Source organism: Trichocoleus sp. DQ-A2 (assembly GCF_039961915.1).
Classification (GTDB): domain Bacteria; phylum Cyanobacteriota; class Cyanobacteriia; order Cyanobacteriales; family FACHB-T130; genus FACHB-T130.
This window is the reverse complement of the sequence record NZ_JAMPKD010000018.1, coordinates 25,957-43,293: the sequence shown is the minus strand read 5'-3', so window position 1 is coordinate 43,293 and position 17,337 is coordinate 25,957. Positions and strand designations below refer to the sequence as shown.

The window sequence follows — 17,337 nt, the reverse complement described above, 5'->3', positions numbered from 1 at the left end:
TTTTCGGGCTTTATCAACGCTTTCTAGTCCCCGTGCAGATGCTCTGAGAGACCCCGCCATAGTTAAGCTCTTTACCACAATTCTCGCTTATTCTGGCTCACCTTTCGGTGTAGCGATCGCAGCCGTACGCTGAAAACTGAGCCAAAGAGTCAGCAAAAAAGTGAGCTGTCAAGCGAAAGCGTCTTTGGCAATCTAAGAGGATAACGCGCGAGATCGCCTTCTACAACGTCTGTCCTTCTTTACAGAGATCGCCAGCTCAGTCTTTAAGAAGATTATGCAACCGAATCAAGTTCTAACCTACTGCAATGTCATGGAACTGTTAGTTGCTCAGGAAGTACACCGACAACTTCAGCAGTTACCGCCAAAGTTGGTCAACTATATCAATCCAGCCCATGCGATCGCTTACGCCCTGAATCGTCTGCCAGCCCTGTATGCGACCAGTCCCAGAGGATGGTATCTACAACAGCAACGGGCTAAAGCTAAGTTAGCACCTCAGATTATCGTGGCGGTGGGTCAAGCATTGGCGGCGGTGCAACAAGATTCCTTGAACATGGTAAATTCTCTCCCTTCCGCAGAAAACGCCGAAAACCTCGAAGAGAGTGCATCTGATGTAGATGTTGAACAAGCCAAAAGCTCCGATTTCTCCCTTTCTTGGGTGCGATCGCTTTTTGGATTAGGGGGCATTCATAAAGCAGATGGTCGGCGATCGCGCTAATCTAATGCCAGCCACCTCTAGCATCAGTTCCTATGTCCACTGAAGCGATCGCGATTACCGTCAAATTATTCGCTGCCTATCAAGAAGCCTATGGCGTTTCGGAACTGGTGCTGAAAATCCCTCCAAATACAGATGTTTCAGCGATATTAGATAAATTTGCTTCCGAACATCCAGAACTTGACAAATGGCGTCAAGTTACTCGCTTTGGCGTTAATTTTCAATTCGTCGAGCCAGACACGATTCTGCATGATGGGGATGAAGTCGTGCTGATTCCCCCTGTTAGCGGTGGCTAGGAAAGACAAAAGTTAAACGCCAGAAATTCGGTTTTTTCATCCCAAATCCGCTTCAATTCCCTCTTTTTCCTAAATTCGCGACCGCAAGCTTGGAATGCGATCGCCCCGGTCTTCAGACTGAGGGCTAAATTTTGTATCATAAATAACATTTAAACCCGACTAAAAGAGTCGGATATATTTGACGGGTATTTTTGCCTGTGTTAGTATCAACCGAGCGATGACGGACGATTAGAGTGTAAATACCCATGACCCAGGCAACCCAGTCAACAACGGCAACCTTTACGGCACTGAAGTGTAAAGAATGCGGCACCGAATACGAACTCAAGGCAACTCATGTCTGTGAGTTTTGTTTTGGCCCGCTGGAAGTAACCTACGACTACGATGTTCTGCGCCGCACCGTCACTCGTGAAAGCATTCAGGCAGGGCCTAACTCAATTTGGCGCTATCGTTCCTTCTTGCCCGTCGCCACAGAAAAGCCGATTGACGTGGGAACTGGCATGACACCACTGGTAAAAGCCAATCGCTTAGCTCGCCGTCTAGGTATTAAAAATCTTTATATTAAAAATGATGCCGTCAATATGCCCACCCTGAGCTTTAAAGATCGGGTGGTATCGGTCGCTTTAACAAGAGCGCAGGAATTAGGATTTACGACGGTATCCTGCGCCAGTACGGGTAATTTAGCGAATTCTACAGCAGCGATCGCGGCCTACGCCGGTTTAGACTGCTGCGTCTTCATCCCCGCCGACCTGGAAGCCGGTAAAGTTCTAGGTACACTCATCTACGGTCCCACCGTCATGGCAGTTCAGGGCAACTACGACCAAGTGAACCGCCTCTGCTGCGAAGTTGCTAATACCCAAGGTTGGGGATTTGTCAATATTAACCTCCGTCCCTACTACTCGGAAGGTTCAAAAACCCTCGGCTACGAAGTAGCAGAACAGCTAGGCTGGAAACTGCCGGATCATATCGTCGCTCCTTTGGCATCTGGCTCTCTGTTCACCAAAATCTACAAAGGATTCCAAGAATTTATCAACGTTGGACTGGTAGCTGATAAGAGCGTCCGTTTTAGCGGTGCCCAAGCTGAAGGTTGTTCCCCCATTGCCCAAGCTCATCGGGAAGGGCGCGACTTCGTAACCCCCGTGAAGCCGAATACAATTGCTAAATCAATTGCGATTGGCAACCCAGCAGACGGAGTTTATGCGCTGGAAGTCGCCAAGAAAACCGGCGGTAACATTGAATCAGTCAACGATACTGAAATTGTTGAAGGCATCAAGCTATTAGCTGAAACCGAAGGCATCTTTACCGAAACCGCTGGTGGCACCACCATCGCCGTGCTGAAAAAATTGGTAGAAGCGGGTAAAATTGATCCCGAAGAAACGACCGTTGTTTACATTACCGGCAACGGACTGAAAACCCAAGAAGCGGTGCAAGGATACATCGGGGAACCCCTGACAATTGAGGCGAAGCTGGATAGTTTCGAGCGGGCATTAGAGCGCTCTCGGACACTCGAACGCCTCGACTGGCAGCAAGTTCTGGTTTAATAACCGCTATCAGCTTTTTGTGATGAGTCATTAGTTCCTCCGGGGTTGCTAATGACTCATCGCTCGTGACTACGCATGAATGACTACTGAATAATCTTTAACTATGACAGTCAAAGTTCTCGTTCCGACTCCTCTCCAGAAACTTACCAACAATCAAGCCACCATTGAAGGCAGCGGCAGTACGATTGGTGAACTGCTCGAATCCTTAGAGCAAAGCTATCCTGGCATCAAAGTGCGTTTGTGCGATGAAAAGGGCGAACCCCGCAGATTTGTGAATTTCTACGTCAACAGCGAAGACATCCGCTTTTTGGATGGAACTCAGACACCGCTGAGCGAAGGTGATGAGGTAAGCATTGTGGCAGCGCAGGCGGGAGGCTGATTCCAAGTTAGGATGAGCAGTAAAGGATTTCAATCTCGAATCGAGATTGTTAATCCTACCTTCATCCATGCTGCATACATTCAAAAAAAATCACCAACTTGCGGATAAGTCCAATGGCAGAAGAAACGAATCACAATGACGCCGGAGAGGTGGCTCCTAGCACTGTTGACAAGCAGGCTCCTAGTGTTTCTGAAGAAAATGCTCCCAGTACGGATTCTGACGTAGCAACCGACATTCCTACAGCAAACGCACCCGCTCCAGAAGCTGTGAATCCGGAGGTGAATCCGAATGCGACTGGAGAAAAATCTTCGACAGAGGCATCAACCCCAGATGACTCGGCTCAGGTTCAAACAGATGTTAAAAAAACAGCTCAAGCATCTAAAGAGGATAAGCCAACGGGTGCCAAAGCTGCTAAAGCAGATAAGCCAGAAGCTGCCAAAGCTGCTAAAAAGGACGAGTCGCCAGAAGGGGATAAGCCAGCTGCTAAAGCGGCTAAAAAAGAGAAGGCACCTGCGGTAGAAGACAAGCCTTTTGTTGAGTTTATTCAACAAGACTATTTACCAGCTTTGAAAACAGCACTTGAAAAAAAGGGCGTCCAAAATTTAGAGCTGAAATTTGACAAGAAACCGCTTCAAGAAATCTCAGAATGCTGGCAAGTCAACGGGAGCTGGCAAGGGGGAAAGCGGAACTTTAACCTTTATTTTCCCGAAGAAGACATCCAAAAACAAAGAGCTTTTTCCTGTTTTGAAGGCTCTAAACCTAGTATCATTGAGCCTTTTTTGTGCGATGAGCGCAAGATCACGCTGGATTTAATGGTGTTTGGCGTGACGCAGCGGTTGAATGCTCAAAAGTGGCTGGAAAGAAATTAGTCGGGAAAGGTGAATTTCATTAGTCATTAGATAATTACTAATGACTAATGAGCCATTACAACTCGATAAATTCATAAATGACAATGCCAGTTTCTGGGTGATTATCAACCATGACGTAGCCACTTTTGAGCATTTCTTTCAAAGTGGCTTCTGCCTTGGCAAAGCTTACACCTGTATCCATCACCGCTTGGGTAACGGAAAGTTTGCCACCTCTAGCAGCAGCGGCTTTTACAAGTTTAACCATTAGTTGATCGCGGGTAAGCTCCTGCTTGGTAAGTGCGATCGCAGGTGGCGATAGAGGCACGCCCGTGGAGGATACCCCCAAGCGGTCTTGAAGCTTGGCATTATGTTCCTCCACCATGCCGGGAATCAGAAATAAATCCACGAACTGTCCGACCCCAAACAAACCCCACGTAAACAGCCACAGCAGCCCCGTGCCAATCTTGCCATTGTACAGGCGATGCATCCCCGCTATCGGTGGGGACAAAAAACAGGCTAGCCAAAGAACATAGGCAGTCGAGACGTTCTTCATAAGATTCCTAGCGCTTCAGATGTCCTAACTTCAATCATAGGATTTTGTTCTTAACTCTTGCACCTAGGAATTGAGCAACAAGAACTCTGAAGATGTCACAAAACTTGACAGCGTGTAGTAAGTCTTAACGTAGCAAGTGCGATCGCTCTCGTGTAGATTGGTAGACTGGAACGCAAGCCTTTGAGTGAAAGCGACGGAATCATAATAATAAGAGAAACAAGAGAGACAAAGAATATGGTGGATTCCCTCAAAAAACCCAGCTTTGAAGAATTAAGACCTGGGGTGAAAATACCTGCGAAAGAAACCCTACTGACGCCCCGGTTCTACACCACCGACTTTGATGAAATGGCGAAGATGGATCTGTCGCCAAATGAAGATGAACTCAAGGCGCTGATGGAAGAATTCCGCGCTGACTACAACCGTCACCACTTCGTGCGGGATGCCGAGTTTGACCAATCCTGGGATCATATTGATGGGGAAACGCGCCAGTTATTCATTGAATTTCTAGAGCGTTCCTGTACAGCAGAATTCTCCGGATTCCTACTCTACAAAGAACTCGGACGCCGATTGAAGGACAAAAACCCGCTTCTGGCAGAAGGCTTTAACTTGATGTCGCGGGATGAAGCTCGTCATGCTGGCTTCCTGAATAAGGCAATGTCAGACTTCAATATGTCACTAGATTTAGGGTTTTTGACCAAGAATCACAAATACACCTTCTTTAAGCCGAAATTCATCTTCTACGCGACCTATCTGTCCGAGAAGATTGGTTACTGGCGGTATATCACCATTTACCGGCACCTAGAAGCACATCCCGAAAACCGAGTTTATCCAATCTTCCGCTTCTTTGAAAACTGGTGCCAGGATGAAAACAGGCACGGCGACTTCTTCGACGCCGTAATGAGAGCGCAGCCCCAATTCTTGAACGATTGGAAGGCAAAGCTGTGGTGTCGCTTCTTCCTGCTGTCGGTGTTTGCGACGATGTATCTCAACGACATCCAGCGTTCCAAATTCTATGCCACACTTGGTCTGGACGCACGGGAATATGACATTCACGTGATTCAGAAGACCAACGAAACCGCAGGACGGGTGTTCCCAGTGATTCTGGATGTAGAGAAGCCAGAATTCTACGAGCGCCTAGAAGTGTGCATCAAAAATAATGAGAAGCTGGGTGCGATCGCAACCTCCAACACCCCCAAATTCCTGCAATTGTTCCAGAAGCTACCCCTTTATGCTTCTAATGCTTGGCAGCTGCTGCGCTTGTACCTAATCAAGCCGATTGACATGACAGCCGTGCAAGGTAAAGCCCGCTAATTTTGAGCATCTTCCCTCAACTAAAGTGGTTCTGTACTAAGCAGAGCCACTTTTTTTATCCTTATCAAAATTCTTCATAAATATAAAACTGACGCAACCCCCATGACGAAGACCTTTAGCATCTCGCGCCTCAGCCCGCTAGACGCACAGACGCTAACTTGCCTTTCTTTGCGCCTTTGCGCCTTTGCGCGAAACTCTATACTGTTCGCAATCAGCACTTCCTTGATTTTGGGGATATCGTCTGCCCAAACTCAAACCCAGGCTCAAACCCAGCCACAAGAAACGCCCAAGCCAGAGGCTAGCGAGTTGGATTTAAGCCCAGAAATTATTGAAAATAGCCCGGTTTTGCAGCGTTGGCGGCGAGACGTGCCGAATATGTTAGAAGAAATTCGCAATGACCCCAGCTTTCGGACTAGGGTGCGCCTCGGCTACTCCCAGTTTCCTTCATCTGGGCAAGCCGGGGGAGTTAATATTGGCGTGGAGGACGTGTTTATTGGTCGCACCGGCTTAACCGTCAGTGGGGATTATCAAACTGCGTTCAAGGGTCAGCGCGAGGCTTATGGAGCAGATTTACGATACTATGTAGTTCCCTTGGGCAGCTACATCAACATCGCACCCCTGGTAGGCTATCGGCATTTAGAAACTGACCGATACTCAACAGATGGCTTACATGTGGGTGCGAAGCTGATGTTCGTTTTATCTCGTACTGGTGCAGCCGATATCTCCTTAACTCAGAGTTGGGTTGCTCCTGCAACGAATGAAGAAGTCGGAATTACAAAGCTTTCTGTCGGCTATGCCTTTACCCGCAATCTGCGCTTATCAACAGACATTGAGAAGCAAAATGCAAGACAACGCAAAGATAGCCGGGTTGGCATTGTACTAGAGTGGATGCCTTAAATTAAGTGTTTAAATAATTGAATATTGCAATGTTTACAGCATTTAACCCTAAAAACCTCTAAATTTGAATGCCATTACAAAAAGAGCCTTTGCCGACCTATGAACGCCTCAGACAATTTAGAGCTGTTTGGGCTATTTTTGCAACATACACCCACTGCCGTAGCGATGTGCGATCGCCAGATGCGTTACTTGCTCGCTTCTCGTCAGTGGCTAATCGATTACGGGCTGGATGAGCAAAATCTGATTGGGCGATCGCATTACGAAGTTTTTCCTCACCTTCCCGACCAATGGCGGCACAAGGCTGAGCTAGTTTTAACTGGGGCGAGTGTAGAAGAGTACCAGGAAAGTAGCTTTGTTTGCCCTGACGGTTCCTCGGTGCCGATAAAGTGGAGCCTGCATCCTTGGAAGCACCCTAGCGGGGAAAGGGGTGGATTGATCCTGTCGGCAGAGATGATCCAAAGTGAGGACTTTTTCCATTCCATCTACGAGGGCGTGGAAAACGCCATCTTTGTTTTAGATGTGGACGCCCAAGGGGTTTTTCGCTACCTTAGCTGGAATCGACCGATAGCGATGGTTACTGGCATCAGTAGTGCCCAAGCGATGGGCAAAACTCCCCATGAACTATTTGGTTTAGAGTTAGGTAATTCTTTGCATGATAGATATACAAAATGTCTCGTCGCAGGGGAATGTACTTTTTACGAGGATTGCATTCCCTTGCAGGGTGTAGACACTTATTGGCTAACGACTTTAACTCCACTGCGGGATGCTGCGGGTCGCATCTATCGAATTATCGGCACCGGAAGTAATATCAGCGCTCTCAAGCAGGTGGAAGAAGCGTTGCGGCAATCAGAAGCTCGGTTCCGAGAACTCGCGCAGCGAGAAGAACTACTCAATCGTCTTGCTAGTCAAATTCGCAGTTCGCTGGATCTCAATACCATCTTGGAAACAGCCGTGCAGGAAATCCGCAGGCTGCTGCAAATTGAGCAGTGCCTTTTCATGTGGTATCGTCCCAATGGTGAGTCGGCAAGTTGGGAGATATTGCATGAAGCGAAGGTAGACAATTTGCCTAGCTTTCTGGGTTGCTATCCAGAGGAACCGACCAGTTTTCAAGTAAGACAACTCTTAAACCGAGAAATCATCCATTTGGATAATATTGAAGCGTTAACCGACCCCAATTCACGGCAGTTCTTCCAATCGCTGGGGTACGTTTCTATACTAAATTTTCCGATAATGACTCGCACGGGCGAACTTGGTGTAGTTGCCTGCGGTCAATTTAGCAGTCCTCGAACTTGGCATGACGATGAAGTGGAACTGCTTTCGGCGGTTTGCGACCAAGTCGCGATCGCGATTAACCAAGCAGAACTTTATACTCAAACTCGTGAAGCCGCAGCGATCGCTCAAGCACACGCCACCCGGCTCGAAACCACGCTTCAGGAACTCCAACGTACTCAGTCTCAACTGGTTCAAAGTGAAAAAATGTCCAGTTTGGGTCAGCTAGTGGCTGGAGTCGCGCATGAAATCAATAATTCCGTTAACTTCATCTACGGGAATTTAGCCCCGGCGAGCGAATACACGCGAGACATTCTTGGGTTACTGCAACTATATCAACAGCAATATCCCCATCCAACGCCAGAAATTCAAGACGAAATTGCCGCGATTGACCTAGATTTTCTCATCAAGGACTTGCCTAAATTACTCTCTTCAATGAATGTGGGGGCAGAGCGCATTTGTGAGATTGTGCGTAGCTTACGCAATTTCTCCCGCCTTGACGAAGCCGAGATGAAACTGGTAGATATTCATGAAGGCATCGAAAGTACGCTCCTAATTCTGCAAAACCGCTTCAAATCCAAACCAGATCATCCCCCTATCCAGCTAATCAAAGAATATGGCAACCTACCTAAAGTAGAGTGCTATCCAGGGCAGCTTAACCAAGTATTTATGAATCTTCTCACCAATGCAATTGATGCTTTGGATGAGTCTAACAAAAAGCGATCGCTTGAACAAATCAAAGCCGACGCCAGTATCATTCGGATTCGTACCGACGTGTTGACAAATAACCGAGTCGTAATCAAGATTTCCGACAATGGGCCAGGAATGGCAGAGGAAGTCAGAAAGCGACTTTTCGATCCTTTCTTCACAACTAAGCCTGTCGGTATTGGCACAGGGCTTGGGTTGTCGATTAGCTATCAAATTGTGGTCGAAAAACACGGCGGTCAACTCAAATGTATTTCAGCGCCCGGTCAGGGGGCGCAATTTCTGATAGAAATTCCCCTGCATCCGCCATCACACATTTGATACTATTGCCGATGAATTCGTAATTTTTAACAAAAAGGGCGGATATTTAATTCCGCCCCAAAAAGGATTATTGATTATGAAAATTTAGCAAGCTGAAAACTCAAACATCAAGAAAATTTTTGCGATTTTTCACCTTTGAATTGTCTAGCGATTGCCGATTTCTGGTGCCCGCAACGACAACAGGGGAATATCCGCCTGTGCTTGGGTCGGAACCTGTCGCCCACTCGCCAGCGTCGGAACTGAACCTCGCAGTCGCTCCGTCAGCTGCAAAGTGGTTGCGTCGTAAATTTGAGTCAGGATTTTGGGGTACAAGCCAATGCCAATAATCGGCACCAACAGACAGGCGATGATGAACACCTCTCGTGGTTCCGCATCGATCAAGGCTTCGTGTTCCACTAATTCCTTATTCTCCGGCCCGTAGCAAATTTCTCGCAGCATCGAGAGTAGGTAGATGGGGGTCAGAATCACGCCAACGGCGGCTAGAAAGACCACCACGACCTTGAAAGTGGGGTTATAAGCATCGCTGGTCGCAAAGCCGACAAACACCATTATCTCTGCCACAAATCCGCTCATCCCTGGCAATGCTAATGACGCGAGGGCACAAGTCGTCCACATGGCAAACATCTTTTTCATCCTCAGCCCGACGCCGCCCATTTCATCCAGCATAAGGGTGTGGGTGCGGTCATAAGTGGCTCCCACAAGGAAGAACAAGCTTGCCCCAATCAAACCGTGGGAAACCATTTGCAGTACCGCACCGCTCAAACCCAAGTCAGTAAATGTGGCAATCCCAATCAGCACAAATCCCATGTGGGAAATCGAGGAATAAGCGATTTTCCGTTTCAGATTACGCTGGGCAAACGAGGTTAGGGCGGCGTAGATGATGTTGGTAACGCCCAAAATTACCAAAACGGGCGCGAACACGGCATGAGCATCGGGTAGCATCTGGGCATTCATCCGAATCAGCGCATAACCGCCCATCTTCAGAAGAATTCCTGCTAGCAACATATGCACTGGCGCAGTCGCTTCGCCGTGAGCATCTGGTAGCCAAGTATGCAGGGGAATAATCGGCAACTTGACGCCGTAGGCAATCAGAAACCCTGCATAGATCCAGAGTTGGAAAGTTAGGGGGTAATCCTTGGCAGCGATCGCCCTCATATCAAACGTCACGGTATCGCCGTAGAACGCCATCGCCAAGGCGGCTACTAAAATGAACAGCGACCCGCCAGCCGTATAAAGAATGAACTTGGTAGCCGCGTACAAACGCTTCTTACCGCCCCAAATTGCCAGCAGCAGGTACACCGGAATCAGTTCCAGTTCCCACACCAGGAAAAACAACAGCATATCCTGGACCGCAAACACTGCAATCTGACCGCCGTACATCGCCAGGAGCAAAAAGTAAAACAGCTTCGGCTTAAACGTCACGGGCCACGCTGCCAAAGTCGCCAGGGTGGTGATAAAGCCGGTGAGCAAGACTAGCGGCATTGATAAGCCATCTACGCCCACCGACCACCTTAAGTCGATTTGGGGTACCCAGGAGTAACTTTCCACCAATTGCAGACCGGGATTGGAAAAGTCGTACTGAGTATAGAAGGCATAAACTATCACTACGAAATCAATCAGCCCAATAATTAGGGCGTACCAGCGTACCGTCTTACCCTCTTTATCTGGTATTAACGGAATCAACAGAGATGCCGCGATGGGGAACAGGATGATAAAAGTCAGCCAAGGAAAATTAGCTGTATTCATGAGATATCAAATCGTGAGCAACAAGGTTTAGCTGTCAGCTATGAGTAAGTGTACTTAAAAAGGAAAAAGGAAAAAGTTTTCAGCTTTTTCCTTTTATCTTTTGTTGACAGCGGGTAGAAACACGCAGCGAGCGGTTTCTAAATTTAAGTCACACCAAAGACAATCACGCCCACTAGCACCGCCCCAAACACAATCAGGGCATAGAATTGGACGCGACCAGTTTCAAAGTATTTCAGACTTTCACCACTCAACAGCGTCGCTAAGCCGGTGAAGTTGACTGCGCCATCAACCACGCGGAAATCCACTTCCATGACTTGTCGCGCTAAGCGACGGCACCCTTGAACGAAGAGGGTGTCATAGATTTCGTCGAAATACCACTTGTTGAGCGACAGCTTGTAAAAGAAGGGGATTTTAGCAGCGATCGCAGCGGGATCGATCTTGCCTCTCAAGTACATCAGAGAAGCCAGCGTAATTCCAATCAAGGCAATTCCGACCGAATTACCCCCCATGATCAGAAATTCTGTCAAATCAAACTCAGTGGCTTTTTCCAGCACCTCAGTCAGCGGTTCGCCGGGGGCGTGAATGAATTCCTCAAAATAATTGTGGAAAGGCGTCCCAACCAAACCAATCAGCATCGACGGCACCGCCAGAACAATCAGGGGCAGCGTCATCGTCAGCGGCGACTCGTGCGGATACTCGCTATGACCGTGGTCATCATGGCTGTCATGGGCTTTGGAGGATAACTCTCTGGTATCCATCGCCCCAGGGCCAAAAGCAAATTCAACCTGGGGAGATTTAGTCGCCCCTAGTAGTTCCTGCTTGATGCCTGATTCATGCCCTCGGAATTTGCCCTCAAACGTCCGGAAATACATCCGGAACATATAGAAAGCAGTCATTCCCGCCGTCAGCCAACCGACGAACCACAGCGCCGGATTTGCCCCAAAAGCGCTGCCTAGAATTTCGTCTTTCGACCAGAACCCAGCGAAAGGTGGAATCCCGCTGATCGCGAGCGTTCCAACCAAAAAGGTGAGGGAGGTAATCGGCATATACTTCCGCAGTCCGCCCATCATCCGCATATCCTGAGCCAAGGCGGGATCGTGACCCACAACTGATTCCATGCCGTGAATCACAGAACCCGAACCCAAAAACAGCATCGCCTTGAAGTAGGCGTGTGTCATTAGGTGAAATAGACCGGCAGTATAGGCACCGACGCCCATTGCCATTACCATGTAGCCCAGTTGGGACATGGTGGAATAAGCGAGACCCTTCTTGATGTCGTTTTGGGTAATGGCAATAGTTGCCCCCAAAAATGCAGTAAAGGCACCCGTCCAGGCAATCACGTTCATTGCGACTGGGATGCCTTCAAACACGGGATACATCCGCGCAATTAGGAAGACGCCCGCAGCCACCATCGTTGCCGCGTGAATCAGGGCGCTGATGGGGGTAGGGCCTTCCATCGCGTCTGGTAGCCAGACGTGCAACGGGAACTGAGCAGATTTCGCCACTGGTCCCATAAACACTAAGATTGCGAACAGAGCCGCAAGGCCGGTACTTAGGTAGCCTGATGCGACAAATGCTTGCAGGCGATCGCCGATTACGTCAAATTCAAAGCTGCCCGTCGCCCAGTACAGCCCCAGCATCCCTAACAACAGCCCGAAGTCGCCGACGCGGTTGACGACAAAAGCCTTTTGGCAAGCATCGGCTGCTGCCTTGCGGTCATACCAGAATCCGATCAGTAGGTAAGAACACATACCGACCAGTTCCCAGAAAATATAAACCTGTACCAAGTTGGGGCTGACCACCAAACCCAACATGGAGGAACTAAACAGGCTCAGATAGGCATAGAAGCGCACATACCCCGGATCGTGAGCCATGTAGCCATCGGTGTAAATCATCACCAGGAAGGCAACTGTCGTCACGATGACCAGCATCAGGGCCGTCAAGTGGTCAATCGTGTAGCCCATATTCAGGTGAAAATTTCCCGCTGCTGCCCACTCCAGGCTACGAGTATAGGTAGCATGACCTTGAATTTGACTCCAGAGCAACGCCAAGGAGAAACTCATCGCCGCCCCTAGCAGGGAGACTATAACCACGGCGTTGAACTGCCGCAGACTGTTGGTAAATCGATTAATCGAGATTAGTCCCAGACCAACCAGCATCGCCCCAGCTAGCGGCAGGACTGGGATGATCCAGGCATACTGATAGAGCAGTTCCATCACTGACGCCTACTTTATATTTCTTCACTAACTTGGTAAGACCGTTTACATTGTGACACAGACGGTCTCTAAAGTATTTATAACTAACAGTTTAGACAGCCAGAAACCTGTCAGCCAAAAATTAAACCCACCGATTCTCTCTATCGGTGGGTTTAAGAACGGGTAAAACGTTGCATTCAGGTTGAAAAGTTACAAGCAGCAAAAAAATTTATCATGATTTACGCACTGAAAGCTTGAAACCGAGATCCCCCGAACCCCCTTGAAAACGGGGAACCGGACAATTCCCTGCTTTATCGGCGGATGTAAAGGGGATCTCTGCGTCAGTCCTATTTATCTTGGATAGGAGCAGCTATCTCCAACTTCAGGCAGAATTTGGCAAATAACTTACCATAATTTTTTCTAATGCCATGCGTAAATCATCCCGCCCTTGAAAGCTATCAATGCGGTGAACTACCTTGCCGTTTTCAATCAGAACGATCGTGGGTAGAGTCTGGAGGCGATAAGTATTCGCCAGTTTTAAATTTTGATCGGCATTAATTCCAACTAATTTGACTTGTTCGCCCCATTCAGATTGAACTCTAGTCAGGAGGGGGTTAATTAGCCGACATAATCCACACCAGGGTGCCCAAAAATGAACTAGGACTGGGGTGGAAGATTCTAAAACTTCTTGTGTAAACGTCCGTTCGTTAACAGAAAGCACCATGATCCCTCTAGTTTTATTCGCTTTTACTATTGAAAGTCAGCCAAAAGGAGGAAGTGGAACAATAAACAATGAAGTAAAATCCTTCAGCTTACTCTAGCGCAACTGGTATGCCAGTGCGTATCTACTACGTCTAGGCATCTATGGGGAAGCTAAGGCGGTAGAACCAGAGCGTAATTAAGCTGAAAGTTATTTGGAATCATGCTACATCCATTTGGGATCGCGTGGCTCAGCATAATTGCGGAACTCACACTACCATCTGACAACACCTGTCGCCTGGATCAACCAGGGATGCGCCCACCACAACAGCAGAATGAAAGCAGTGACCCCCAGATACGCAGGGCGGAGAAACTCTTGCCATTTCAGGGTTTGATGCCCTTCCAGGAGCGCCTGGAAGGGGACAACAGAGGTGCGAGCTTTCACAGCCTCGAAAGCTTCCCCATAGCGAGCCAAGAGACGGCGATCGCCATGCCAAACTGCGAATAAATGATGCAGCACTAGCCCTACTGAAGTTAAGAGGGTAAAAGTTGTGCCGACCCAAAGCGTATGAGCAATACACCAAATCACCTGTCCAACCATTTGGGGATGCCTGGTGATGCGGATAATGCCGGTTTCGTAAAGATGCACTTGAGGCTTTTCGATAGCAGCAATTTCTAGCAAGTTGAAAGTTGCTGGATAAAGAAACAGAAATGAGATAGCCGAAAGCACCCACACCACCGACTGAACGCCGGGGACGCCCTGAACTTGCCACAGTTGCAGCCCATCATAACGATGATTAATGAAATAAACGATCAACACCACTGCTAGAGGAAGACTGACGAGGGCAAATAAGATGCGGTAGAGGCGGGGGCCGATTTTTTTTTCGCCCCAAGGACGCAGTGCAGCGAGACCACTGTGAGCGATCGCAAACCCAAAAAGCAGTCCCAGCATTATGTAGTGGCTAGGAGTCAAAACGCGAAAGAAATTCATAAACTTTTACGTAATTTCCAGTAGAAAATAGACCCCCCAAGTATTCCCTGAGAGACTTGATCTCGTGTTGTGTTACTGTCGATGACTGAGAGGCTTTACAACGAAGTGGGCTATCAATCGCTTGAGTCCAGCCCCATCTCTCGCAAGAGAGCGCTTAGCGATCCTTCGGTCATTGGTGATGGGTCATCGGTCAAATGTCAGCAGTAACCAACAACTGACAACTGACAACCGACAAAAAGCTAACAGATCGCCGAGCTTTATGCCTCAGTCGCTCCTTTCCCTTTTCAGGTAAAGCCTGTATGTCTGACCTTCCTTTCACTTTAGACCAACTCCGCATTCTTAAAGCGATCGCCGCCGAGGGAAGCTTCAAGCGTGCCGCCGATAGCCTGTACGTCTCGCAACCCGCTGTCAGCCTCCAAGTCCAAAACTTAGAGCGGCAGTTGGATGTGCCGTTGTTTGACCGGGGAGGACGCAGGGCACAACTGACGGAAGCAGGGCACCTACTTCTCAGCTACGGCGAAAAAATCTTGACGCTTTGTCAAGAAACCTGCCGCGCCATTGAAGACTTGCAAAATCTCCAGGGTGGCACCCTGATTATAGGAGCTTCGCAGACGACAGGAACTTACTTACTGCCCCGAATGATTGGGATGTTCCGCCAGCAGTATCCAGATGTAGCAGTACAATTACACGTTCACTCGACGCGCCGCACGGCGTGGAGTGTCGCCAACGGGCAAGTTGACCTGGCAATCATTGGGGGAGAGGTTCCGTCCGAACTACAAGAAGCACTAAAAATTATTCCTTATGCTGAAGATGAACTAGCGCTGATCTTGCCAGCCTTACATCCCCTCGCCAAAATTGGGACTATCCAAAAAGACGATCTTTACAAATTGCAGTTCATTGCCTTAGACTCCCAATCCACCATCCGCAAGGTGATTGACCAAGTACTGACTCGCTGTGGTATCGATACCCGACGCCTCAAAATAGAGATGGAACTTAACTCGATTGAGGCAATTAAAAATGCCGTGCAGGCAGGACTTGGGGCGTCGTTTGTCTCCCTATCGGCGATCGAAAAAGAGTTGCAAATGGGCATCCTCCACTACGCAAAAATTGAAGAGGTAGTGGTCAAGCGAATGCTATGGGTGATTGTGAACCCCAATCGCTACCGCTCCAAAGCAGCAGAAGCGTTTAGCCAAGAAATTTTACCTGCCTTTGCCTCCCCCGGATGGGGAAGAGAAATGGAAGCATCCACTCCAATCGAAGCCGATGGGTTCAAGGCAGCTGCTCCTAACTCCGCAGGCAGTTAATTCCAGTATTAGCCATCTGTTAGTTGCTAATCGCGAATGGAAGTATGGCTACTAGCTCTTAAACAATTAGCAATTAGCAACAATCGATTAGGATTTGACCAGTAACTCCTCATGGAAATTTACTGTACCCGTCCCGGCTGCCCTCGTCCCCTGAATTTTTTTGCCGATCTTGATGACAACAACCTTGTCAAAACGGTGCAGCAGAAGTATTGCACCGCCTGTGGAATGCAGCTGATTTTAGATGGTCGGTATCTATCGGCAAAGCTGTTAGGACGAGGGGGATTTGGTGCAGCGTTTTTGGCACGCGATCGCCGCACGCCTGGAATGCGCCGATGCGTCGTCAAACAGTTTCAGCCAGTGGGAGATTTAACGCCGGATCAGCTACAAATTGCCCAAAATCTATTTGCACGGGAAGGAGAAGTTTTAGAAGAACTCGGCAGCCATCCTCAAATTCCCGACTTGTTTGCTTTCTTTGATATCACAGTCCCCAGCATTCAACCGGGAAAACAGGACAAGTTTTTCTATCTGGTGCAGGAATTCATCGATGGGCATAATTTGGAAGAGGAACTGGCGCAGAAGGGGCAGTTCTCCCCAGACGAGGTGTTATTCGTGCTGCGAGAAATCCTGCCGGTGCTAAAGTTTGTTCACGATAGCAGCTCCATCCATCGAGATATCAAGCTTTCCAACATTATGCGCCATCGCAACGGTCGGCTTTATCTCTTAGATTTTGGTGCTGTTAAGCAGGTGACGAAGGCAACGCCTGGTGGATCGTCAACCGGAATTTATTCAATGGGATTTGCACCACCAGAGCAAATGGCTGGGGGTCAAGTGTATCCTTCAACAGATTTGTATGCCTTGGCGGTGACTTGCATTATCCTACTCACGGGCAAGCAGCCAACCGAGTTATTTGATGTCTATACAAATCAGTGGAATTGGAGACCTCATGTAGCTGCGATCGCTACCGCAGCGGTAGCTAGGGAGTGGAATCGCTTCGCCGCTATTTTAGACCAGATGCTTTTGAGTGCGCCGAATCAACGGTTTCAGTCTGCTGATGAAGTGCTGCACGCTCTGACTTCATCACCGCCACCACCACCTCCGGCACCACCTACTCAGATGCCCACCCGCGTCACTGCCCCCGCTGCCCCCCTCACGCCTCCTACTCCAGCCCCGACTCCTCAGCCACCCGCCCCCATTTCTCAACCCGCCTCTCGACCGAGATTTTCTCTACTGGAGGTTTTAGGTGGGGCAGCTTTTACAGGGTTTGAAGGCGGATTGTTATTTATTGCTTTGGGTAGTTTGCTGCCATCCCCAGGGCTGAGCGTTGGATTGTTGGGGATGATGATTGGGGGTCTATTGTTTGCTCAATACCGACGCTTCATTGAAAAATTGGATTTATTCATTATTGCAGGAATAACCCTGGCGATTATGCTGTTTTTTCCCGTTTTACGAGACGGGTTTCCCCTGGAGATAGTCGTTTTTGTGGCTATGTTGGCTGGAGCAGGCGCGATCGCAGTGACTGCTCTATTTCGCCTAATTTATAAATTACTTGCTAATTTTCTCTAAGCTAATCGTG

General features: G+C 48.6%; 15 protein-coding genes. 10 read left to right on the top strand and 5 right to left on the bottom strand.

Features of this window, described 5'->3' with window-relative positions; genetic code table 11:
• Window positions 1-274: 274 nt before the first annotated feature.
• The 5 genes from NC997_RS18200 (at window position 275) to NC997_RS18180 (ending at window position 3,794) form a co-directional block, all read left to right on the top strand.
• Window positions 275-715 (top strand): late competence development ComFB family protein, encoded by a 441-nt coding sequence (locus tag NC997_RS18200; protein ID WP_190438669.1) that lies wholly within the window; start codon window positions 275-277, stop codon window positions 713-715.
• 32 nt (window positions 716-747) lie between these two features.
• On the top strand, window positions 748-1,008 hold the full coding sequence (locus NC997_RS18195) for a MoaD/ThiS family protein (protein ID WP_190413130.1): 261 nt from the start codon (window positions 748-750) through the stop codon (window positions 1,006-1,008).
• A 245-nt stretch (window positions 1,009-1,253) separates the two neighbouring features.
• Window positions 1,254-2,546: a threonine synthase gene (thrC, locus tag NC997_RS18190; protein WP_190413131.1), complete on the top strand. Its 1,293-nt coding sequence runs from the start codon at window positions 1,254-1,256 to the stop codon at window positions 2,544-2,546.
• Window positions 2,547-2,649: 103 nt separating this feature from the next.
• Window positions 2,650-2,925, top strand: a complete 276-nt coding sequence (locus NC997_RS18185; protein WP_190413133.1) for a MoaD/ThiS family protein — start codon at window positions 2,650-2,652, stop codon at window positions 2,923-2,925.
• 113 nt (window positions 2,926-3,038) lie between these two features.
• On the top strand, window positions 3,039-3,794 hold the full coding sequence (locus NC997_RS18180; protein ID WP_190427832.1) for a DUF2996 domain-containing protein: 756 nt from the start codon (window positions 3,039-3,041) through the stop codon (window positions 3,792-3,794).
• Window positions 3,795-3,849: 55 nt separating this feature from the next.
• On the opposite strand, the gene NC997_RS18175 is transcribed toward NC997_RS18180, so the two are convergent.
• Window positions 3,850-4,326, bottom strand: coding sequence for an NINE protein (locus NC997_RS18175; RefSeq protein WP_190438676.1), 477 nt, complete (start codon window positions 4,324-4,326; stop codon window positions 3,850-3,852).
• A 234-nt stretch (window positions 4,327-4,560) separates the two neighbouring features.
• Here NC997_RS18175 and acsF point away from each other — a divergent pair, with 234 nt between their 5' ends.
• The 3 genes from acsF to NC997_RS18160 all read left to right on the top strand — a co-directional run bounded on the left by acsF (window position 4,561) and on the right by NC997_RS18160 (window position 8,829).
• Window positions 4,561-5,637 carry a magnesium-protoporphyrin IX monomethyl ester (oxidative) cyclase gene (gene acsF, locus NC997_RS18170; RefSeq protein WP_190525846.1) on the top strand — a complete coding sequence of 359 codons (1,077 nt, stop codon included), beginning with the start codon at window positions 4,561-4,563 and terminating at the stop codon, window positions 5,635-5,637.
• A gap of 102 nt (window positions 5,638-5,739) precedes the next feature.
• Window positions 5,740-6,534 carry a hypothetical protein gene (locus NC997_RS18165; RefSeq protein WP_242031301.1) on the top strand — a complete coding sequence of 265 codons (795 nt, stop codon included), beginning with the start codon at window positions 5,740-5,742 and terminating at the stop codon, window positions 6,532-6,534.
• Between the two features lie 99 nt (window positions 6,535-6,633).
• On the top strand, window positions 6,634-8,829 hold the full coding sequence (locus tag NC997_RS18160) for an ATP-binding protein (protein WP_190525844.1): 2,196 nt from the start codon (window positions 6,634-6,636) through the stop codon (window positions 8,827-8,829).
• A gap of 144 nt (window positions 8,830-8,973) precedes the next feature.
• Here the strand turns inward: NC997_RS18160 and NC997_RS18155 are convergent, their stop codons facing one another.
• The 4 genes from NC997_RS18155 to NC997_RS18140 all read right to left on the bottom strand — a co-directional run bounded on the left by NC997_RS18155 (window position 8,974) and on the right by NC997_RS18140 (window position 14,460).
• Window positions 8,974-10,575, bottom strand: a complete 1,602-nt coding sequence (locus NC997_RS18155) for an NAD(P)H-quinone oxidoreductase subunit 4 (protein ID WP_190525842.1) — start codon at window positions 10,573-10,575, stop codon at window positions 8,974-8,976.
• Window positions 10,576-10,718: 143 nt separating this feature from the next.
• The gene (locus NC997_RS18150) at window positions 10,719-12,791 is read right to left on the bottom strand and encodes an NAD(P)H-quinone oxidoreductase subunit 5 (protein WP_190525840.1); all 2,073 of its coding nucleotides are present in this window, start codon (window positions 12,789-12,791) and stop codon (window positions 10,719-10,721) included.
• A 361-nt stretch (window positions 12,792-13,152) separates the two neighbouring features.
• A complete protein-coding gene (locus tag NC997_RS18145; protein WP_190413147.1) occupies window positions 13,153-13,494 on the bottom strand; it encodes a thioredoxin domain-containing protein in 342 nt (113 codons plus the stop codon).
• A 249-nt stretch (window positions 13,495-13,743) separates the two neighbouring features.
• On the bottom strand, window positions 13,744-14,460 hold the full coding sequence (locus tag NC997_RS18140; protein ID WP_190413149.1) for an NnrU family protein: 717 nt from the start codon (window positions 14,458-14,460) through the stop codon (window positions 13,744-13,746).
• A 299-nt stretch (window positions 14,461-14,759) separates the two neighbouring features.
• Here NC997_RS18140 and NC997_RS18135 point away from each other — a divergent pair, with 299 nt between their 5' ends.
• Entirely contained in the window at window positions 14,760-15,764 is a 1,005-nt protein-coding gene (locus NC997_RS18135; RefSeq protein WP_190413151.1) for a LysR family transcriptional regulator, read from the top strand.
• 111 nt (window positions 15,765-15,875) lie between these two features.
• A complete protein-coding gene (locus NC997_RS18130; RefSeq protein ID WP_190525838.1) occupies window positions 15,876-17,327 on the top strand; it encodes a serine/threonine-protein kinase in 1,452 nt (483 codons plus the stop codon).
• The last annotated feature ends 10 nt before the right edge of the window (window positions 17,328-17,337 follow it).